This is a genomic window from Amycolatopsis pretoriensis, from assembly GCF_900107925.1.
In the GTDB taxonomy this organism is placed as follows: domain Bacteria; phylum Actinomycetota; class Actinomycetes; order Mycobacteriales; family Pseudonocardiaceae; genus Amycolatopsis; species Amycolatopsis pretoriensis.
The window spans coordinates 100683-120970 of the sequence record NZ_FNUJ01000007.1 but is presented as its reverse complement, the minus strand read 5'-3'; the positions used below and the strand labels follow the sequence as shown (position 1 = coordinate 120970).

Sequence of the window (20288 nt, the reverse complement as noted above, 5' to 3'; positions counted from 1 at the left end):
ACGAAAACAGGCCGGAAGCCCCTGCTCGCCGGCCCGGCGACTTCATCGGTTGACCGGTCGGGTGGCCCGGTGCGCGGCGACCCTTTCCCTCGTCGCGCACCGGGGTGAGCAGTACCTCTTCGGGCTTCCCCCGCCCGTGTGGGCGAACGGCTTCCCGCACGACGGCGACGCGCACAACCCTCCCGGCACGTCCTGGCGCTCGGCCAGCAGCGATGCCAGCCCCAGCGCCGACGACGTCACCAGCCACGCTCCCCACGGCCCGTCGTCCGCGGCGTCCACGTGCAGGTGCCAGCCGTAGCCCTCTTCGTGGTCCGTCAGGCGCGGTGGTCCCGCATACGCCGCGAACAACGCGTTCAGCACCGAAGCTGCCGTAGCCACGTCCGGGGCCGCGAACACCTCGCGCAGTTCAAAAGCAGCCCTCCGCAACTCCGAGACGTCCGCGGCCGACAGCCGGACGTCCGGTTCGCCGTGTTCGCGCAAGACGCACGCGACGGCCGGCGGAGAACAGTCCGGCTCCAGCAGCACACCCAGCAGGTCGACCGCGCGCTGCACGGAATCCCGGTGCGGAAAGGCCATACCCCACTGTAACGTCTTGCCCATGCTGAGGCGTTACCTGGTCGGCGCGACGCTCGCCCGGACCGGCGACGAGCTGTCCGGCCCCGCGCTGCTCCTGCTCGGGCTCCAGGAGGGTCCGCACGCCGGGGCGGCGCTGCTCGCCGGGCTGACCGCGGCCGCCGCCGGGGGCGGGCCCGTCTTCGGCGCCTTCCTCGATCGCAGTCCCCGGCCCGGCCGGCTGCTCGCCGCCGGCCTCGCCGGGTACGCCGGTGGGCTCGCCGTCGTCGCCGCGGCGTTCGGGCACCTGCCGCTCGCGAGCGTGGTCGCCGTCGCCGTCGTGACCGGCCTGCTCAACCCGGCCATCGCCGGCGGCTGGACGGCCCAGCTGCCCGGCGTCGCCCAGCCGCGGCTCGAAAAAGCCAGCCGACAGGACGCCCTGACCTTCACCGCCGCCGCCCTGGCCGGTCCCGGCCTCGCGGGGCTCCTCGGCGGCCCCACCGGCATGGTCGCGGCGGTCCTCCTCGTCGCGGCGGCCACGCCGATCGCGTGGCGTCTCCCGAGGAAGCGACCCCAGGCGAAAACGAACCTCCGAGACGGCTTCACGATCCTCGTCCGCAACGCATCCCTGAGGCGCGCGACGACGGCGTCGACGATCTCCTGTGCGGGCATCGGCATGGTCACCGTCTGTTACCCCTTGCTCGGGGCGGCTCACCTCCGAGGCCCAGCGGACGGCGCCCTCCTGCTGACCGTCCTCGCGGTCACGTCCCTGCTGGCCAACGCGGTCTTCACGCGAAAACCGCTGCCGTGGTCACCGGACCGGATCGTCCTGCTGAGCACGCTCGTCCTGGCCGCGAGCGCCGCACTGGCGGCCGTCGGCCGGGACCCCGTCTCGCTGGTGGCGGCCGCCGCGATCGCCGGAATCGCCGAAGGACCGCAGCTCACAGCCTTGTTCGCGATCCGCCACCGGGAAGCGCCGGAGCACGTGCGGGCTCAGGTGTTCACGACGGCGGCGAGCGTGAAGATCACCGGCCTCGCGGCGGGAGCGGCCTTGGCCGGCCCGCTCGCGGCGTGGTCGCTGCCGGCGTGCCTGCTCGCCGCCGCGGTCGTCCAGCTCGGCGCCGCGGCCTGTTCGAGCAGGTCAGAACGCCATCGCCTGCGCGCGCCGCTTGACCTCGGTGCCGTGGCTGGTGCGCAGGGCGTTGACCGGGGTCCTGCCCGGCAGGCTCTCGTCGGTCTCGAAGAGCCAGCGCAGCATCTCGGTCCGCGAAAACCCGGAGTCGGCGAGCACCGTGATCGTGCCGGCCAGGCCCTTGACGACGCCGTCCTTGACGAAGAAGTCGCTGGGAACGCACAGGTCACCGCCGCGCTTGAGGGCGATCAGCTGCCCGTCGCGCAGCATCTGGCGGACCTTGTTGGCGGAGGTCCCGAGGACGTTCGCCACCTCCGCCAGCGGAAGAACCGCGATGGCGGTGTCGAGGACGTCGTCGGCGACAGGAATCCCACTCACACGTGACACTCTGCCACATTCCGCACCCACTCCCGCTAGTGCGCACGGGTGACCCGCGAGGTCTCCTCCACGAACCGTGGCCGGTTCCGTACGATCCATACTCGTGACTCGCACCCAACCCGGCCTGGTCGGCACGCTCCTCGAGCGGCGCTACCGGGTGGACCGGCTGCTCGCGCACGGGGGGATGTCTTCCGTCTACCGGGGGACGGACACCCGGCTGGACCGTCCGGTCGCGATCAAGATCATGGACCCGCGGTTCGCCGACGACCGGTCGTTCGTGGACCGCTTCGTCCGGGAAGCGCAGTCGGCGGCCCAGCTGCACCACCCGCACGTGGTGGCGGTGCACGACCAGGGGTTCGACCTGCCCCAGGGCGCCGAGTCGGGCCTCGCCTTCCTGGTGATGGAACTGGTGGACGGCGGCACCCTGCGCGACCTGCTGGACGAGAAGGGCCCGCTGGACGTCGCACTGGCGCTGAGCGTGGCCGAACCGGTGCTGTCGGCGCTGGCCGCCGCGCACCGGTCGGGCCTGGTGCACCGGGACGTCAAGCCGGAGAACGTGCTGATCGGCCGGACCGGGCCGCACACCGGCGGCGCGGTCAAGGTCGCCGACTTCGGGCTGGTCCGGGCCGTCGCGAGCGCGGGCACGACCAGCTCGAGCGTCATCCTCGGGACGGTCGCCTACCTGTCGCCGGAGCAGGTCGAGACCGGCGCGGCGTCCGCACGCGGCGACGTCTACTCCGCGGGCATCCTGCTCTACGAAATGCTCACCGGGCAGGTGCCCTACACCGGCGACACCGCGATCTCGGTGGCCTACCGGCACGTGAACGACGACGTCCCGCGGCCGAGCGCGCTGCGCCCGGACCTGCCGCCGGAGCTCGACGAGCTGATCACCCGCGCGACCCGGCGCGACCCCGAGCTGCGCCCCGCCGACGCCGGGGAGTTCCTGACCGAGCTGACGGCGGTGCGCGCGCAGCTGGGCCTGCTGCCGGTGACCGTCCCGGTTCCGGTGTCGCACGGCCAGGGCGACCTCGCCGACACCGAGCGCACGCTCCCCCGGATCCCGCAGGTGGCGCCGGACAGCGAAAAGACGATGCCGGTGCACCGTCCGAACGCGACGCGGGCGCTGAGCCACCCCGGCACCCCGCCCCCGGGCTTCACCCAGCAGATCCCGCCCGTGCCGCCGCCCGCAGCGCGGCGCCGGAGCGAGCCGGAGCCGGAGAAGCCGGCCGACAACCGGAAGCAGATCGCCGTCATCGCCGGCGCGGTGCTGCTGTTCGGCGGCCTGATCACGGCGTTCATCTTCATGCTCACCGACACCGGTGGCGACAAGACCGCGACCGTGCCGAAGCTCGTCGGGCTCAACCAGGCCGCGGCGGGCGACGCGCTGCGCGCGGTGAAGCTGACCCCGCAGTTCAGCCAGGAGTACGACAACTCGGTCCCGTCGAACACCGTGCTGCGCGCCGAGCCCGCCGAGGGCACGTCGCTGGCGCCGAACTCGACGGTGTCGGTCGTGCTGTCGAAGGGCCGCCCGACCGTGCCGGACATCCGGCCGGGCACCGCGCTGCCCGACGCCGAGCAGGCGATCAAGACCGCGCAGCTGACCCCGGCGCGCGGCACCGACGACTACGACGCCGACGTCCCGCAGGGCGCGGTGATCCGCACCGAGCCGTCGGCGGGCAGCCAGCTGAACATCGGCGGCCAGGTCACGATCATCGTGTCGAAGGGCCCGATCCCGCTGCCGCCGGTCCCGGACGTCGTCGGGCGCAGCAAGGACGAGGCGTTCCAGCTGCTGCAACAGGCCGGGTTCGAGCCGTTCCAGGCCGGCGAGGAGTTCAAGCAGGAGGTCCCGGGCGGCGCCGTCACCCGGACCGACCCGCCGGCCAACTCGCAGGCGAAGGAAAAGCGGATCGGCGTCTTCGTCAACAACGCCGTCCAGGTGCCCGACGTCCGGTTCCGCTCGTTCGACGACGCGCAGAAGATCCTCGAGCAGGCCGGGCTGAAGGCCGACCGCGACGGCGGCCGGGGCCGCGGCAACGGCGGCGGCGGGTTCGACTTCGTCTTCCAGCAGGACCCGCAGCCGGGGACGTTCGTGCAGAAGGGCTCCAAGGTCAAGCTGAAGGGCTTCGGGGGATGATCGGCAGCCGAGGCCGCGTCACGGGCACGATCGGCCCCGGCCTCATCGGCGAGGTCCTGCTGAACGTTCGGGGCGGCACGGAGGCGTTCTACGCCTACCCGGCCGACCCGGACGAGTCGTTCAGCTCCGGCACGCAGGTGCTCGTCGTGGACTTCGAACCCCCGCGGACGGTTTATGTCGAGCGGTGGCAACCGTTGAGCCGCTGACGGCGTCGAAGGGGCACCAACACACCCACAACAGAAGAGCGAGGGGGTCGGTGCCATGAGTCTCGTGGAAATCCTGCTGTATTCGGTAGGTGGGCTCGTCGTCGCGCTGGTGGTGATCTTCGGGATCCTGCGGCTGCTGTACAAGGTCGCCGAGCCGAACGAAGCCCTGATCATCTCCGGGCTGGGCGTCCGGGTCGACCGCGCGGACACCGCGGACAGCCTGGGGTTCAAGATCATCACCGGTCGCGGCGTGAACGTCCTGCCCGGCTTCCAGACCGCGCGCCGGCTGTCGCTGGACACGCGCGGTGTCAACCTGCAGGTCTCGTGCGTCACCAAGCAGGGGCTGCCGGTCACCGTGCGAGCGGTCGTCATCTACAAGGTCGGGGACGACTTCGCCTCGATCGCCAACGCCGCCCGCCGGTTCCTGGACCAGCAGAAGGGCATGAACGACACGATCCACGAGCTGTTCTCCGGGCACCTGCGCTCGATCGTGGGCGGGCTGACCATCGAGGAGATGATCCACAACCGGGACGCGCTGACCGGCGAGGTCCGGCAGTCCTCGGCGACGGAGATGATCAAGCTGGGGCTGATCGTCGACTCGCTGCAGATCCAGGAGATCGACGACGAGTCGGGCTACATCACCAACCTCGGCAAGCCGCACGCCGCCGCGATCGCCGCGTCGGCCCGCATCGCCGAGGCGCGCAGCGACCAGGAGGCCGCCGAGGTCGAGCAGGTCTCCGCGGCGAAGAAGGCAGCCGCGGTCCGCGAGAGCCAGATCCAGCAGGCCGGCTACCAGGCCGAGGTGGACCAGGCGCGGGCGAAGGCGTCGCAGTCGGGGCCGCTGGCCGAGGCGACCGCGCGCCAGGAGGTCGTCGTCCAGGAGACGCGGGCGGCGGAGCTGGAAGCGGCGCTGGCCGAGCAGCGGCTGCAGTCGCAGGTCCGCAAGCCGGCCGACGCGAAGGCGTACGACACGCGTACGACGGCCGACGCGGCTCGTGACGCTTCGATCGCGAAGGCGCAGGCCGAGGCGAAGGAGACGGAGCTGCGGGCGGCGGCGGACGCGACGCGCGTGAAGACGGCGGCCGAGGCCGAGGCGCAGGCCACGAAGGCCCGCGCGGAGGCGGCGGCCGGCGCGACCCGGGCGACCGGTGAAGCGGAGGCGGCCGCGGCCAAGGCGCGCGGCCTGGCCGAGGCGGAGGCCGCGAAGGCGCGCGGCCTGGCGGAAGCCGAATCGGCCCGCGCGAAGGGTCTCGCCGAGGCGGACGCGATCAAGGCCCGCGCGGCGGCGCTGGCGGAGAACCAGGAAGCCGTCGTGGCGCAGCAGCTGGCCGAGCGCTGGCCGGAGATCGTCGAGGCGGGCGCGAGTGCGTTCGGCAACGTCGACCACATGGTCGTGCTCAACGGCGCGGACGGGATGTCGGACATGTTCGCGAAGGCGTTGTCGCTCGGCGGGACGGGCCTCGGCCTGGCCCGGCAGCTGATGGACGCGATGGGCAAGCCGGCGGAGAAGGAACTGGAGAAGCAGGCCCAGTCGAACGGCGAGCTCAAGCTGACCGACTGACGTGCGGGCTGAAGGGCACCTTCGTCTCATGTGATGCGCTGAAGGGCACCTTTCTCCCATCTCATGCGAGGAAGGTGCCCTTCAGCACCGGTCGGCGACCCGGGCGAGCGGGGGCGAGCCTCGCTCGGTGCGCGACCGGCGGATCACGCTGCGTACGGCCCTTGTGTCCCGGATCACGGGAGGCAAGGGCCGTACGCCCGTTCGGGGGCGGCAATTCCCGGGCCGGTGTCCTACCGTGGGCGCATGGTGCCGGACAGCGTGTCGCGGGCCGACCGATGAGCGGCTTCTTCACCGGCGGTCCCCGCGAGCGTCCCCTGTTCCCCGTCCCGGAACAGGAGCTGTACGCGTTCAACGGCCGGCACTGGACCGATCCCCCACGTGAACACATCGTCCCGGCCGTGCTGCCCCTGGCGCAGCCGCTGGGCCGCTCCGAGCGCACGATCGTGGCGCTCCGGGCGGTCGAGGTGTGGCCGCAGGCGCTCACCCTGCGCATCACCGTGTACTCGCGCGACAGCCTGGTCGACGACCCCGCCGAGGGCCTGATCGACCACCGGCGCAAACCCGACTACAACGGGCTGCTCGTCGGCGTGCTCTACGCCGACGGCAGCCGGGCGAGCTCCGAGGCCGTCTCGGTGCCGTCGGCGTCCGAACCGGAGGAACCGGTGCTGCGGGCGCACCCCGTCGGCGGCACGCGCTTCGCCGTCGAGCACGAAGTGTTCCTGTGGCCGCTCCCGCCGGCCGGCCCGCTGAAGCTGGTCGTCCAGTGGACCGACCGCGAAATCCCCGAGACGCGCACGACCCTCGACGGCGGCGCGATCCGGGCCGCGGCGAAGGACGCCGCGGAGATCTGGCCGGGGCTCGGCAAGCGGCAGGTGAACGGCCTGCCGGTGCGCCGCGTCGGCAAGCAGGTGGCGCTCACCCCCGAATGGGGGACCGCCGTGGCCCGGGCGGAAGAACCCCCGCCTGCGCCGGAAAGCTGAACGTTTTTCTTGATCTGTGACCCCGGGCACCGGCGCCCGGGGTATCTCGAATGGATGAACGGGGTGGGTAGTTAGCGTCGTGGAAACACTTCGACCACCCGGCTGTCACGTCGGGCTGGTGTGGTGGGTTCCTCCCCTTCCGACGCACGTGGCCGTGCACACCCGCGAACCCGGAAAGGTCGCCCATGGCAGGCTCGCCGCTCAGCGCACTCGACGTCGCTTTCCTGTGCCTGGAAAGCGAAAACTCCCCGATGCACATGGGGGCGGTGGTCACCTTCACCGCCCGCGGCCCGGTGGACCCCGCCGCGCTGACCGCGGTGCTGGCCGAGCGCGCCGCGCGGCTGCCGAAGCTGCGCCAGCGCGCCCGCGCGGAGCTGTTCCCGCCGGGCTCGGCCAGCTGGGCCGACGACCCCGGCTTCGACGCCGCCGACCACGTCCACCACGCGACGCTCAGCTCACTGTACGAACCGGACCCGCTCGCGGCGTACGCGTCGCGGTGGATCGCCGAGCCGCTCGACACCTCGCGGCCGCTGTGGCACCTCACCCTGGTGACCGGGCTGCCGGACGGGAAGTTCGCTCTGCTGCTGAAACTCCACCACGCGCTCACCGACGGCGCCGGCGCGTACGCGGTCGCGGCCGGCCTGCTCGACGGCGTCAAGCTGCCGGAGCGGATATCCGCTCCGACCCCGCGGATCCCGGCACCGCGGTCCACTTTGGACACCGTGAAGGGCGCGCTGGGCACGGTCTGGGGCCAGGCGAACGAGACGGCCGGGATCGCGTCGTCGCTCGTGCGGGCCGCGCGGCCGCCGCTGTCGCCGGTGTCGGCGCCGCAGTCGGCCGAGCGCCGGCTCGGGTTCGTCCGGCTGCCGCTGAGCGAGCTGCGCCGCGTGCGCAAGGCCCACGGCGGCACGACCAACGACGTCGTGCTGGCGGTGCTTTCCGGCGCACTGCGCGAATGGCTGGTGAACCGCGGCCACCGCGCCGACGGGCGCACGCTGCGCGCGCTGATCCCGGTGAGCGTGCGCGGCCGGGCGGGCGACCAGCTCGGCGGCAACAAGCTGTCGGGGTACCTGTGCGACCTGCCGGTCGGCGAGGACGACCCGGTCGAGCGGCTGCGCGTGGTCCGCCGGGCGATGACCCGCAACAAGGCGGCGGGCCCGAGCCGCGGCGCCGGCGCGTTGCCGCTGCTGGCCGGCCGCGTCCCGCCGCTGCTGCACCGCCTGGGCACGCGCACGGCGGGCCTGGCCGCGCCGATGCTGTTCGACCTGGTGATCACGACGGTCCCGGTGCCCCCGGCCCGGCTGTCCCTCGGCGGCGCCCGGCTGGCCGAGGTGTACCCCTTCGTCCCGCTGGCCCCGCGCCACGCGGTCGGCATCGCGGTGGCGACCTACCGCGACTCGGTCCACATCGGACTGCAGGTCAACGGCGAGGCGGTCCCGGACGTGGGTTCCCTGCGGGACGCGGTGCTGAAGTCCGCGGCCCGGCTGGTCGACGCCTCCTGACTCAGGGGGCGACGCCCACCACTTCCAGGAACGCCAGCGCCTCGGCGCCGCGAGAACCGGGCGGCGCCGTGTACAGCACCAGGTGCTGGTCGGACTCGGGCAGGGCGAGGGAGTCGCAGTCGACGGTCACCTCGCCCACGGCCGGGTGGCGGAACGTCTTCGTGAGCACCGGCGTCGCCTGGACGTCGTGCCGCTCCCACAGCCGGGCGAAGTCGGCGCTGCCCGCGCGCAGCTCGTCGACCAGCCCGCGCACCGCCGGATCCGCGGGATAGCGGGCCAGCGTGGCGCGCAGTTCCATGACGACCGTGAGCCGGAACTCGGCCGCGTCGGATATCCCGTACGGCGGCTCGGCCGGTCCGAGGAACGCCTTGCGGGCGAGGTTGCGCCGCTCGGGCGGGAGACCGGCGAAGTCCTCCATGAGCGCCGCCGCGAGGTCGTTCCACGCCAGCACCTCGAACGTCGCCGAGATGACGATGGCGGCCGTCTGCGGCAGCCGCCGCAGCAGCGCGAGGATGCTGGGCCGCACGTCCCGGCGGTGCAGGCCGCTCCGGACCGGCGCGGTCCCCGCCACGACGTGCAGGTGCGCGGACTCGGCGTCGGTCAGCCGCAGGGCCTCGGCGATCCCGGCCAGGACCTCGCCCGACGGACGCGGTGCCCGGCCCTGCTCGAGGCGGACGTAGTACTCGGTGGAGATGTGCGCGAGCACCGCTACCTCCTCGCGGCGCAGGCCCGGCGTCCGCCGGCGCGGCCCGGCGGGCAGGCCGACGTCCTGCGGCCGCAGCCGCTCACGACGGCTGCGGAGGAACGCCCCGAGCTCTTGTTTGTCCACCTCACCAGTATGCGGAGGGTCCGGCGCCGGATCCTGGTACGGCTTGTGCCTGCCTCCGGGGCGCGGACCGGGGCAGCGTCGGCAGCATGACGAACACGAACCCGATCGGCCTGCTCACCGGCAAGGTCGTCCTCATCACCGGCGCCAGCCGCGGCATCGGCGCGGCCGCGGCCCGTCTCTTCGCCCGGGAAGGCGCGGCCGTCGTGCTGGCCTCGCGCGGCACCGAGGCCCTCGACCGCGTCGCCGGCGAGATCCGCGACACGGGTGGCACCGCCGACACGGTCGCGCTGGACCTGGCCGACCCCGCGAGCATCCGGGCCGCCGTCGCCCGCGTCGAGCGGCTCCACGGCCGTCTCGACGGGGCGTTCAACAACGGCGCCGCCATCCAGCGGCCCGGCCCGCTCGAGACGACCGCCGAGGAGGACATCGACGAGCAGTTCGCGGTGAACTTCCGCGCGCACTGGACCGCCATGGCCGCCGAAGCGGAGCTCATGCGCCGCGGCACCGGCGGGGCGATCGTGAACACCTCCAGCATCGGCAGCCGCCGCGCCAACCCCGCCCTGCCCGCCTACGGCGCCATGAAGCGCGCGCTGAACAGCCTCACCGAGACCGCGGCCGTGACCTGGGGCCCGCACGGCATCCGGGTCAACGGCATCACCCCGGGCGGGACCGCCACGGACATGATCGACGCGTGGGAAGCGGCCTCACCCGGCGTCGTCAAGCAGATCACCGCCTCGATCCCGCTCGGGCGCATGGCCGAACCCCGCGAGGTCGCCGAAGCGGCCGCGTGGCTGCTCAGCGACCGCGCGGCCATGGTGACCGGGGCGATCGTGCCGGTCGACGGCGGCGCCGGGGCCTAGCTAGCCGCGCAGCATCTCCGCGACGAGGAACGCCAGTTCCAGCGACTGCTGGGTGTTCAGGCGCGGGTCGCAGGCGGTCTCGTAGCGGCCCGACAGGTCGATGTCCGAGATCTCCTGGGCCCCGCCCAGGCACTCGGTGACGTCCTCGCCGGTCAGCTCGACGTGGATGCCGCCCGGGTAGGTGCCCAGCTGGTTGTGGACCTCGAAGAAGCCCTGGACCTCGTCGACGATCCGGTCGAAGTGGCGGGTCTTGTACCCGGTGGACGACTCGTGCGTGTTGCCGTGCATCGGGTCGCACTGCCAGATGATCTTGTGGCCGGAGGCCTCGACCTTCTCGACGATCGCCGGCAGCACCTCGCGGACCTTGCCGTTGCCCATGCGGGAGATGAGCGTCAGGCGGCCCGGCTCGAAGCGCGGGTCGAGCCGCTCGACGTACTCCAGTGCCTGCTCGGGCGTGGTCGTCGGGCCGATCTTCAACCCGATCGGGTTGGCCAGCAGCTCGGCGAACGCGATGTGCGCGCCGTCCAGCTGGCGGGTCCGCTCCCCGATCCACAGGAAGTGCGAGGACAGGTTGTAGAGCTTCGGGTTGGCCGCGTCGGCCTTGTCCAGCCGCAGCATCGACCGCTCGTAGTCGAGCAGCAGCGCCTCGTGGCTGGCGAAGATCTCGGTGGACTGCAGCGAGGTGTCCGTGACGCCGCACGCCGACATGAACCGCAGGCCGCGGTCGATCTCGTTGGCCAGCGCCTCGAAGCGCTGCGCCGCCGGGGACGCCGAGACGAAGTCCTTGTTCCAGTCGTGCACCTGGTGCAGGTCGGCCATGCCGGCGCCGGTGAGGGCGCGGACGAGGTTCATCGCCGCGCCCGCGTTCGCGTAGGCGCGGATCATCCGGCCGGGGTCGGGCACGCGCAGCTCGGGCTTGGCGACGAGGGAGTTGATGATGTCGCCGCGGTAGACCGGCAGGCCCAGCGCGTCCGTCGCCGCCGAACGCGGCTTCGCGTACTGGCCGGCGATGCGCCCGACCTTGACCACCGGCAGGCTCGCGCCGTAGGTCAGCACGACGGCCATCTGCAGCAGCGTGCGCAGGTTGGCGCGGATGTGCGGCTCGGTGTTGGACTCGAACGTCTCCGCGCAGTCACCGCCCTGCAGCAGGAACGCCTCGCCGCGGGCGACCATCGCCAGCCGGTCCTTCAGCCGGTCGATCTCGGCCGGGACCGTGATCGGCGGCACGCTCTCCAGCACGCCGCGGACCCGCCGGGTCGCGTCCGGGTCGGGCCACTCCGGCTGCTGCGCCGCGGGCAGCTCCAGCGCCTTGTCGAGCCGGGCACGCAGCCCGGGCGGCAGCGGCGGCAGTTCGGGCAGGGTGTCGACGGGGACGTCCACAGTCCAGTTCACGAACACCAGGATAGGGTTCCCGCCCCACCCGGCTTCGCCCGGTTCGCCATTCGTGCCGCGGAAGTCCGCACGGCCGGAGAACCGGGCGCCCGCGGCGTTCGTTCAGCAGGAACGGTCGGCCGCGGGGAAGACGCCGTCACGCAGGTACTCCAGCACCGCCGCGTTCCCGCAAGCGTTGTCCCGCGTGAAAACCCCGTGCCCACCCGCGTCGACGGTCACCAGCCGCGCCCGGTTCCCGAACGCCGCTCGCGTTTCGCGGGCGCCGGACAGCGGGGTCGCCGGGTCGCGCTCGTTCTGCACCAGCAGCACGTCGGCCGGCCCCGGACCGCCGACGCGCACCGGCGGTTCGGCTCGCTCGACCGGCCAGAACGCGCACGGGTTCACGTTCGCCGCCGCCGGCCCGAACATCGGGTGCCGCGCCCGTTCGCGCTCGACCGCGCGCTGGTAGTAACCGAGCTGCTCGGGCCAGTCCGAGTCGTTGCAGAGCACCTGGAGCTGGAGGGCGGCGTGGTTGTCGCCGTCGAGCGGGCCCGCGGCCGCCCGAGCGGTGCCCGCCCACTCGGCCGCGAGCGCGGGGAAGAACGCGTCGTCGTACAGCCCGTTCCACGTGTTCGCGCGGAACTCCGGTCCGCGGACGGCGGCCAGCTCGGCGAACTTCGCCGTCACCGCCGCGGGTGTCCGCCCCAGGTGGTAGACGTCGTCGCGGGCGGCGGCCCAGGCGGCGAAGTCCGGGAACCGGTCGTCGAAGCCTTCGGCGAAGCGCTGGTTCGCACGGACGTCGAGACCGGCCGGGCCGAGGACGCTGTCGAGCACGATCCGGTCGCCGCGGTCCGGGAACATCGACGCGTAGGCGGCACCGAGGTAGCTGCCGTACGAGACGCCGTAGTAGGAGATCTTCCGCTCCCCCAGCGCTTCCCGGATCCGATCCAGGTCACGCGCGGTGTTCGCGGTCGTCATGTGCGGCAGCAAGTCCTTTGTGGACGCATCACCGCACTGCTTCGCCACGGCCCGCGCCTCGGCCGCGGTCGCGACGACGTCACGTCGGCCGTCCGCGTACGGTCCCAGCACCGAGCCGCGCTGTTCGGGCGTCATCGCGCACGTCACGGGCGTGCTGTAGGTGGTGCCGCGCGGGTCGAACCCGATGACGTCGTAGGCGTCCGGCAGGCCCGACGCGCCCATCCGCTGCACCAGCTGGGCGGGCATGGCGAGCCCGGGACTGCCCGGGCCGCCCGGGTTCATCAGCAAGACCCCGCGCCGCTTGCCGGGAACGCCGGCGTGCCGCGAGATCGTCAGCTCGATGGTGCGTCCGGGGTGCGCGTAGTCGAGCGGAACGCGCAGGGTCGCGCATTCGAGCCCGGCCGTGGGCGACGGCGACCTGCCGTAGTCCGGGCACGGCGTCGTCCACTCGAGACTCGGCGACGCGTCCGCCGGAGGTGCGGCGAGCAGGGGCAGGAAAGCCAGGAGTACCAACGATTTCCGCATGGTCCGAGCGTGGCCTCGTGAGTGGACGCGGACGTCAGCCCAGGGGCCGGACCCTGGAGTCCTCCCCTGGACTGACGGTCGTCACGCGGCTTGTGCGCGGTTGTACAGGTTCTGCGCGTCGGTGCCGAAGTACGGCCCGAACATGTAGCCGGGCAGGAAGGTGTAGCCGAAGCTGTTCACCGAGGCCTGGACGCCAGTGCCGGTGCCCTCGTTGAACGACAGGAACCACGGCCCGCCGCTGGAGCCGCCGGTCATGTTGCACCGCATGCCGTGGTCCTGGGTGAGCAGGAAGTCGGTGAAGGTGCTGCCGCTGCAGTAGATCAGCTTCGTGCCGTCGTAGGGCGCGGCGGCCGGGTAGCCGAAGGTGTACATGCTCTGGTTCTTGGGCTGGTTGAAGGCGATGCCCTGCGCGCCGACGACGTCGGTGAGCCGCTGCCCGTCGAGCGGGTTGACGACGGCCATGCCGACGTCGTAGTTCATGTCCTCACTGGCTTCCCACTGCGGCGTGGTCAGCGTGGACTTCGCGGCCCACTGGCCGTAGGGCGCGTTGCCGTTGTCGTAGCCCGGCACGAAGACCCATTCGGTGTGCCAGGTGCCCTGGTACTTGACGCAGTGCCCGGCGGTGACGACGACGCTGCCGTTGGTGCTGGTCACGGCATCGCCGGAGCAGGAGGCCTTCTGGCCGTTGAAGAGGAAGAACACGCGGCCGGCGGTCTGGGTGACCTTGCCGCCGCCGGTCCAGGCCCCACCGCCGTTCGGGATGCTCCGGATGATGGCGCTTTCCCCTTTGGCCACGTCCTCGGGGCTCACGCGAGGTGCCTTGACGAGGTTGTCCATCGGGACGGCCGCCCGCATGGCATCGGGCGTCCAGAAGGGTTTCGGCGCGGCCTGGGCGGGCGGGCCGGCCAGGGCGAACGCGAGGGAGAGGATCGCGGTGACGACCGCTGCTCGGAAAGTCGTGTGCTTCAAGACGCCCCACCTTCCGCGGAAGTGAATTGTGCACAGCTACTCGAAAGTAGTTGGCCGTGTACGCAGAGCACAGCCACCAGACGGAGTAATGGGTCGAAACGGTCGAAAGCCCCCTCACCGGCGGCGAGGGGGCTTTCGGGAACCGAACGTCATACGACCGCGAGCGGCAACGCCGTAGGGTGCACCGGAGCCGGCAGGTCCGAAGCCCCCGTCAGGAACGCGTCGACCGCGTTGGCCACCGAACGGCCCTCCGCGATCGCCCACACCACCAGCGATGCTCCGCGGTGCGCGTCGCCGCAGACGAACACCCCTGGGGTCTCCGTCTGCCAGTCCGCCCCACACGACAGCGTCCCCCGGCGGGTCAACGACAAGCCGAGACCGGACAGCAGCGGCATCTCCTCGACGCCCTCGAAGCCGATCGCCAGCAGGACCAGGTCCGCCGGGAGCGTCTCGACCTCGTCGTTGACCGGGATGACCTCGCGGCGACCCGAAACCGGGTCCTTCTGCACCCGGACCTGCTGCAGCTCGACCGCCGTCACGCGGCCCTCGGGGGAACCGACGAACCGCTTGACCGCCACCGCGAACTTGCGCTCGCCCGCCTCCTCGTGGGCCGGGTACGTGCGCAGGATGTACGGCCACGTCGGCCACGGGGAACGCTCGTCGTCCCTTGTGGACGGTGGGGTCGGGTACTGGTCCAGCTGCGTCACCGACAGCGCGCCCTGGCGGGTGGCCGTTCCGTACGAGTCGGCGCCGGTGTCGCCGCCGCCGATGATCAGCACGTGCTTGCCGCGCGCGTCGATCGACGGCGGGCCGTCGCCCTCGACGAACTTGTTGGCCGGGACCAGGTGTTCCATCGCCAGGTGGATGCCGGCCAGCTCGCGGCCCGGCGTCGTCGTGTCGTCGCGGCCGCGCAACGCGCCCACCGCCAGCACCACCGCGTCGTACTGCGCGCGCAGGTCCTCCACCGACAGGTCGACGCCGACCTCGCAGCCCGTCACGAACCGGGTGCCCTCCTTGCGCAGCTGCGCGAGGCGGCGGTCGAGGACCTTCTTCTCCATCTTGAACTCGGGGATGCCGTAGCGCAGCAGGCCGCCGAGGCGGTCGTCGCGCTCGAACACCGTGACCTCGTGGCCCGCGCGGGTCAGCTGCTGGGCCGCGGCCAGGCCCGCGGGCCCGGAGCCGACGACCGCGACGCGCTGCCCACTGGCCACTTCGGACACCTGCGGCTGGACGTAGCCCGCTTCCCAGGACTGGTCGGCGATCGTCTGCTCGACGCGCTTGATCGACACCGGCCCGCCCGAGAGCGGCGAGATCGACAGCACGCAGCCCGCCTCGCACGGCGCGGGGCACAGCTTCCCGGTGAACTCGGGGAAGTTGTTGGTGGCGTGCAGCCGGTCGCTCGCCGCGGCCCAGTCGCCGCGGCGGACCAGGTCGTTCCACTCGGGGATGAGGTTGCCCAGCGGGCAGCCGGAACCGCCGGAGTGGCAGAACGGGATGCCGCAGTCCATGCACCGCGACGCCTGCTTGCGCACCTTTTCGTTGCGCTCGCCCGGGTCGACGTCCGCGTACACTTCACCCCACGAGGAAAGCCGTTCCTCGTGAGACTTCTTGGACGGCTCTTCGCGGTCGTACTTCAGGAAACCGGTCGGGTCAGCCACGAGCGGCCTCCATGATCGCCTCGTCGACGTCGCGGCCGGCGGCCTTCGCCGCCTTTGCCGCATCCAGGACCCGCTGGTAGTCGCGCGGCATCACCTTCGTGAACGCGACGGACCGGCGCGGCCAGTCGCCGAGCAGCGAGGCCGCCACCGCGGAGCGGGTGAGATCGTGGTGCTGCTGCACCGTTTTCTTGAGCCACGCCAGGTCGTCGGCGGTCGGCTTGAGCAGGTCCACCATGTCCTGGTTGACTTTCTTGCGGTCGACGTCGAGCACGAACGCCATGCCGCCGGACATGCCGGCCGCCAGGTTCCGCCCGGTCGGGCCGAGCACCACCGCGCGGCCGCCGGTCATGTACTCGAAGGCGTGGTCGCCGACGCCCTCGGCGACGACCGTGGCGCCGGAGTTGCGGACGCAGAAGCGTTCGCCGACCTGGCCGCGCAGGAAGATCTCGCCGCCGGTGGCGCCGTAGGCGATCGTGTTGCCCGCGATCGTCTGCGCCTCGGCCGCGAAGGCCGCGTCCGGGTCGGGGCGGACGACGATCCGGCCGCCCGAAAGCCCCTTGCCGACATAGTCGTTCGCGTCACCGACCATGTCGAGGGTGATGCCGCGCGGCAGGAACGCGCCGAGCGACTGGCCCGCCGAACCGGTGAGCGTGACGTTGATCGTGCCCTCCGGCAGGCCGTCCCCGCCGTAGCGGCGGGTGATCTCCGAGCCGAGCAGCGTGCCGACAGTCCGGTTCACGTTGCGCACCGGCAGCTCGATGTTCACGTGGTGCGCGTCCTCGAGGGCCGCTTCGGCGAGCTGGATGAGCGTGCGGTCCAGGGCGTGCTCGAGGCCGTGGTCCTGGCCGCGCGTGCGTCGCTTGGCGCCACCGTACGGCGTCTCGGACGGCATCTCGAAGATCGGCGCCAGGTCCAGACCGGACGCCTTCCAGTGGTCGACGGCCTCGTCGGTGTTCAGCAGTTCGGCGTGGCCGATGGCCTCGTCGAGCGTGCGGAAGCCCAGTGCCGCCAGGGTTTCCCGGACTTCTTCGGCGACGAACTTGAAGAAGTTGACGACGTGGTCGACCTGGCCGGTGTAGCGCTTGCGCAGCTCGGGGCTTTGCGTGGCGACGCCGACCGGGCAGGTGTCGAGGTGGCAGACGCGCATCATGATGCAGCCCGCGACGACGAGGGGGGCCGTCGCGAAGCCGTACTCCTCGGCGCCGAGCAGCGCCGCGATGACGACGTCGCGCCCGGTCTTCATGGCGCCGTCGACCTGCACGGTGATCCGGTCGCGCAACCCGTTGAGCAGCAACGTCTGCTGAGTCTCGGCGAGGCCGATCTCCCACGGCGTGCCCGCGTGCTTGAGCGAGTTCATCGGGGACGCGCCGGTGCCGCCGTCGTGACCCGAGATGAGCACGACGTCGGCGTGCGCTTTCGACACGCCCGCCGCGACCGTGCCGACACCAAGCGAGGACACCAGCTTCACGTGGATGCGAGCGTGCTCGTTGGCGTTCTTGAGGTCGTGGATCAGCTGGGCCAGGTCCTCGATGGAGTAGATGTCGTGGTGCGGCGGCGGGGAAATGAGGCCGACGCCCGGCGTGGAGTGCCGGGTCCGCGCGATCCACGGGTACACCTTGTTCGGCGGCAGCTGGCCGCCCTCGCCGGGCTTCGCGCCCTGCGCCATCTTGATCTGGATGTCGTCGGCGTTGACGAGGTATTCGCTCGTGACGCCGAAGCGGCCCGAAGCGACCTGTTTGATCGCGCTGCGGCGCTCGGGGTCGTAGAGCCGCTCGGGGTCTTCGCCGCCCTCACCGGTGTTGGACCGGCCGCCGATGCGGTTCATCGCGATGGCCAGGGTTTCGTGTGCCTCGGCCGAAATCGAGCCGTAGGACATCGCGCCCGTGTTGAAGCGCTTGAAGATCGCCTCGGCGGGCTCGACCTCGTCGAGCGGGATCGGCTCGCGGACGCCGTCGCGGAAGGAGAACAGACCGCGCAGCGTGCCGCCTTCGCGGTAGAGGCGGTGCACTTCGTCGGTGTACTTGCGGTAGACCTCGTCGCGGCCGGTCTTGGACGCGTGCTGCAGCAGGAAAACCGTCTCGGGCGTGAACAGGTGCAGCTCGCCCTCGCGGCGGTAGGCGTACTCGCCGCCGGTGTCGAGTCCACGGTGGACACGCTCGGTCGGGTTGTCCGGGTACGCGCGGCGGTGGCGCACGGCGACCTCTTCGGCGAGCACGGTCAGGCCGACACCGCCGAGCTTCGACGACGTCCCGGTGAAGTACTCGTCGAGCAGGTCCTGGGCCAGGCCGAGGGATTCGAAGACCTGGGCGGCGGTGTACGCGCCGACCGTCGAGATGCCCATTTTGGACATGATCTTCAGGACGCCCTTGACCAGGGCCTGCACGTAGTTGCGGATCGCCTTGCCGGGCTCGATGCCGGTGACCGCGCCCTGCCCGATCATGTCCTCGATGGTCTCGAAGGCCAGGTACGGGTTGACCGCGGCGGCGCCGTAGCCGAGCAGCAGTGCGATGTGGTGCACCTCGCGCGCGTCGCCGGATTCGACGACCAGCGCGACGCGCAGGCGTTCCTTGGTGCGGACCAGGTGGTGGTGCACTGCGGAGACCAGCAGCAGCGAGGGGATCGGTGCCATCCGGTGGTCGGAGTCGCGGTCGGACAGCACGAGTGTGCGCGCGCCGGCCGCGATGGCCTCGGACGCCTCACGCCGGACGCGCTCGATCGCGCCGGCCAGCGCCTCGGCGCCGCCGTCCACTTCGTACAGTCCGGAAAGGACGCTGCAGGCGAAGCCGGGGAGGTCGCCGTCGTCGTTGATGTGGATGAGCTTCGCGAGCTCGTCGTTGTCGATGACGGGGTAGGGCAGCTTCAGGTGGCGGCAGGACGCCGGGCCGGGGGCCAGGAGGTTGCGCTCCGGGCCCATGATCCGCGCCATGCAGGTGACGAGCTCTTCGCGGATCGCGTCCAGCGGCGGGTTGGTGACCTGGGCGAAGTTCTGCTTGAAGTAGTCGTAGAGGAGCCGAGATCGCTGGGAGAGCACCGCGGGCGGGGTGTCCGAGCCCATCGAGCCGATCGGCTCGGCGCCCTTCTCGGCCATCGGCGCGAGCAGGATCTTGAGCTCTTCTTCGGTGTAGCCGAAGGAAAGCTGGCGGCGCAGCACCGAGTCGTGGCTCTGCACGACGTGGTCGCGGTCGGGCAGCTCGGCGATCTTCAGCAGGCCCGCGTGCAACCAGCCCTCGTACGGGAGCTTGCCGGCGAGCGCGGACTTGACCTCTTCGTCGTCCACGATCCGGCCGGCTTCGGTGTCCACGAGAAACATCCGGCCGGGCTTGAGCCGGCCCTTGGCCACGACGTCCTTCGGGGCGACGTCCAGGACGCCGGCCTCGCTGGCGAGGACGACGCGGTCGTCGGCCGTGCGCCACCAGCGTGCGGGGCGCAGGCCGTTGCGGTCCAGGACCGCGCCGACGAGCGTGCCGTCGGTGAAGGTGACGCACGCCGGGCCGTCCCACGGCTCCATGAGACTGGCGTGGAACTGGTAGAAAGCGCGGCGCTCGGGCTTCATGGTGGCGTGGTTCTCCCACGCCTCCGGGATCATCATCAGCACGGCGTGCGGCAGCGAACGGCCGCCGAGGTGCAGCAGTTCGAGGACCTCGTCGAAGGACGCGGAGTCCGACGCGTCCGGCGAGCAGATCGGGAACAGCCGCGACAGGTCGCCGGGCAGGAGCTCGGACTCCAGCAGCGCCTCGCGGGCCCGCATGCGGTTGCGGTTGCCGCGGATCGTGTTGATCTCGCCGTTGTGGGCCACGAACCGGAACGGGTGCGCAAGCGGCCACGACGGGAAAGTGTTGGTGGAGAAGCGGGAGTGCACCAGCGCGATGGCGCTTTCCAGGCGCTCGTCACGCAGGTCGCCGAAGAACGCCGGCAGCTGCTCCGGCGTCACCATGCCCTTGTAGACGATCGTTCGCGAGGACAGCGACGGGAAGTACGTGCCGCAGCCGGAGTTCGCGCTTTCGTGCTCGACGCGCTTGCGCAGGCAGAACGCGAGCCTGTCCAGCTCCAGGCCGGTTTTCCCGTCCCCCGTCACGAAAAGCATCGAGAAGTGCGGCATGACCGAGCGCGCGGTCGGGCCGATGTCGGCGCGGTCGGCGTCGACGGGGACCTCGCGCCAGCCGAGGACTTCCAGTCCTTCTTCGACGGCGATGCGTTCGGCCAGTTCGACGGCCTTGCGGCGCTGCTCGGCGTCTTCGGGGAGGAACGCGATGCCGGCGGCGTAGGCGTGGTGGCCGTGTTCGTCGGGTTCGGGAAGCGCGAAGCCGGCTTCGGCGCGCAGCAGCGTGTCGGGCAGCTGCAGCAGGATGCCGGCGCCGTCGCCGCTGGTGGGTTCGGCGCCGGCGGCGCCGCGGTGGTCGAGGTTGGTCAACGCGGCCAGGCCGTCGGTGACGATGCCATGGGAACGGCGTCCGCGGATGTCGGCCACCATGGCCACACCGCAGGAGTCCTGTTCGGTCTCCGGGTCGTAGAGACCCTGCTTGCCGGGAATGGCGGAGAAGATCATGAAGGGACCTCCTTCGTCGTCTTGTCGTGCGGGGCCGGGCTACCGGCCGGGGAGCGCACGGGACGACGATGGCCCGCTTGTTAGCGCGACTTTAACACCTGGGAAAC

At 71.8% G+C, this 20288-nt stretch carries 14 protein-coding genes; 6 read left to right on the top strand and 8 right to left on the bottom strand.

The genetic code is table 11. The features are described from left to right. Nucleotides 1-42 precede the first annotated feature (42 nt). On the bottom strand, nucleotides 43-576 hold the full coding sequence (locus BLV96_RS30300) for a CGNR zinc finger domain-containing protein (RefSeq protein ID WP_091389703.1): 534 nt from the start codon (nucleotides 574-576) through the stop codon (nucleotides 43-45). A gap of 1117 nt (nucleotides 577-1693) precedes the next feature. Further along, nucleotides 1694-2062, bottom strand: coding sequence for an Rv2175c family DNA-binding protein (locus tag BLV96_RS50000; RefSeq protein WP_158104136.1), 369 nt, complete (start codon nucleotides 2060-2062; stop codon nucleotides 1694-1696). A 103-nt stretch (nucleotides 2063-2165) separates the two neighbouring features. Here BLV96_RS50000 and pknB point away from each other — a divergent pair, with 103 nt between their 5' ends. The 5 genes from pknB to BLV96_RS30270 all read left to right on the top strand — a co-directional run bounded on the left by pknB (nucleotide 2166) and on the right by BLV96_RS30270 (nucleotide 8445). Beyond that, nucleotides 2166-4196, top strand: coding sequence for a Stk1 family PASTA domain-containing Ser/Thr kinase (gene pknB / locus BLV96_RS30290; RefSeq protein ID WP_086676705.1), 2031 nt, complete (start codon nucleotides 2166-2168; stop codon nucleotides 4194-4196). After that, entirely contained in the window at nucleotides 4193-4402 is a 210-nt protein-coding gene (locus BLV96_RS30285; RefSeq protein ID WP_086676706.1) for a hypothetical protein, read from the top strand. Before pknB ends, BLV96_RS30285 begins: the two co-directional genes overlap by 4 nt. 55 nt (nucleotides 4403-4457) lie before the next feature. Further along, complete coding sequence (locus BLV96_RS30280) at nucleotides 4458-5963, top strand: SPFH domain-containing protein (protein ID WP_086676707.1); 1506 nt, start codon at nucleotides 4458-4460, stop codon at nucleotides 5961-5963. A gap of 275 nt (nucleotides 5964-6238) precedes the next feature. Beyond that, on the top strand, nucleotides 6239-6943 hold the full coding sequence (locus BLV96_RS30275) for a hypothetical protein (protein WP_086676708.1): 705 nt from the start codon (nucleotides 6239-6241) through the stop codon (nucleotides 6941-6943). Nucleotides 6944-7128: 185 nt separating this feature from the next. Continuing rightward, nucleotides 7129-8445, top strand: coding sequence for a wax ester/triacylglycerol synthase family O-acyltransferase (locus tag BLV96_RS30270; RefSeq protein WP_086676709.1), 1317 nt, complete (start codon nucleotides 7129-7131; stop codon nucleotides 8443-8445). Between the two features lies 1 nt (nucleotide 8446). On the opposite strand, the gene BLV96_RS30265 is transcribed toward BLV96_RS30270, so the two are convergent. After that, nucleotides 8447-9274 carry a helix-turn-helix transcriptional regulator gene (locus tag BLV96_RS30265; RefSeq protein WP_086676710.1) on the bottom strand — a complete coding sequence of 276 codons (828 nt, stop codon included), beginning with the start codon at nucleotides 9272-9274 and terminating at the stop codon, nucleotides 8447-8449. Between the two features lie 86 nt (nucleotides 9275-9360). Between BLV96_RS30265 and BLV96_RS30260 the strand changes: the two genes are divergently transcribed. Continuing rightward, nucleotides 9361-10134: an SDR family NAD(P)-dependent oxidoreductase gene (locus tag BLV96_RS30260; RefSeq protein ID WP_086676711.1), complete on the top strand. Its 774-nt coding sequence runs from the start codon at nucleotides 9361-9363 to the stop codon at nucleotides 10132-10134. Here BLV96_RS30260 and BLV96_RS30255 read toward each other — a convergent pair whose 3' ends face one another. The 5 genes from BLV96_RS30255 to gltB all read right to left on the bottom strand — a co-directional run bounded on the left by BLV96_RS30255 (nucleotide 10135) and on the right by gltB (nucleotide 20181). Further along, a complete protein-coding gene (locus BLV96_RS30255) occupies nucleotides 10135-11526 on the bottom strand; it encodes a class II 3-deoxy-7-phosphoheptulonate synthase (RefSeq protein WP_167379785.1) in 1392 nt (463 codons plus the stop codon). 102 nt (nucleotides 11527-11628) lie between these two features. Beyond that, entirely contained in the window at nucleotides 11629-13008 is a 1380-nt protein-coding gene (locus BLV96_RS30250) for an alpha/beta hydrolase (RefSeq protein WP_086676712.1), read from the bottom strand. An 81-nt stretch (nucleotides 13009-13089) separates the two neighbouring features. Continuing rightward, nucleotides 13090-13977 carry a trypsin-like serine peptidase gene (locus BLV96_RS30245; RefSeq protein ID WP_086676713.1) on the bottom strand — a complete coding sequence of 296 codons (888 nt, stop codon included), beginning with the start codon at nucleotides 13975-13977 and terminating at the stop codon, nucleotides 13090-13092. Between the two features lie 149 nt (nucleotides 13978-14126). Next, nucleotides 14127-15635, bottom strand: a complete 1509-nt coding sequence (locus BLV96_RS30240) for a glutamate synthase subunit beta (protein ID WP_086676714.1) — start codon at nucleotides 15633-15635, stop codon at nucleotides 14127-14129. Next, nucleotides 15628-20181: a glutamate synthase large subunit gene (gene gltB, locus BLV96_RS30235; RefSeq protein ID WP_091389700.1), complete on the bottom strand. Its 4554-nt coding sequence runs from the start codon at nucleotides 20179-20181 to the stop codon at nucleotides 15628-15630. The genes BLV96_RS30240 and gltB overlap by 8 nt, the downstream gene beginning before the upstream one ends. Nucleotides 20182-20288 lie beyond the last annotated feature (107 nt).

Excerpts from the sequence above, each read along its gene's own strand:
- BLV96_RS30300 (WP_091389703.1), bottom strand. The coding sequence starts at position 576 with ATGGCCTTTCCGCACCGGGATTCCGTGCAGCGCGCGGTCGACCTGCTG.
- BLV96_RS30285 (WP_086676706.1), top strand. The coding sequence starts at position 4,193 with ATGATCGGCAGCCGAGGCCGCGTCACGGGCACGATCGGCCCCGGCCTC.
- BLV96_RS30280 (WP_086676707.1), top strand. The coding sequence starts at position 4,458 with ATGAGTCTCGTGGAAATCCTGCTGTATTCGGTAGGTGGGCTCGTCGTC.
- BLV96_RS30275 (WP_086676708.1), top strand. The coding sequence starts at position 6,239 with ATGAGCGGCTTCTTCACCGGCGGTCCCCGCGAGCGTCCCCTGTTCCCC.
- BLV96_RS30270 (WP_086676709.1), top strand. The coding sequence starts at position 7,129 with ATGGCAGGCTCGCCGCTCAGCGCACTCGACGTCGCTTTCCTGTGCCTG.
- BLV96_RS30260 (WP_086676711.1), top strand. The coding sequence starts at position 9,361 with ATGACGAACACGAACCCGATCGGCCTGCTCACCGGCAAGGTCGTCCTC.
- BLV96_RS30250 (WP_086676712.1), bottom strand. The coding sequence starts at position 13,008 with ATGCGGAAATCGTTGGTACTCCTGGCTTTCCTGCCCCTGCTCGCCGCA.
- gltB (WP_091389700.1), bottom strand. The coding sequence starts at position 20,181 with ATGATCTTCTCCGCCATTCCCGGCAAGCAGGGTCTCTACGACCCGGAG.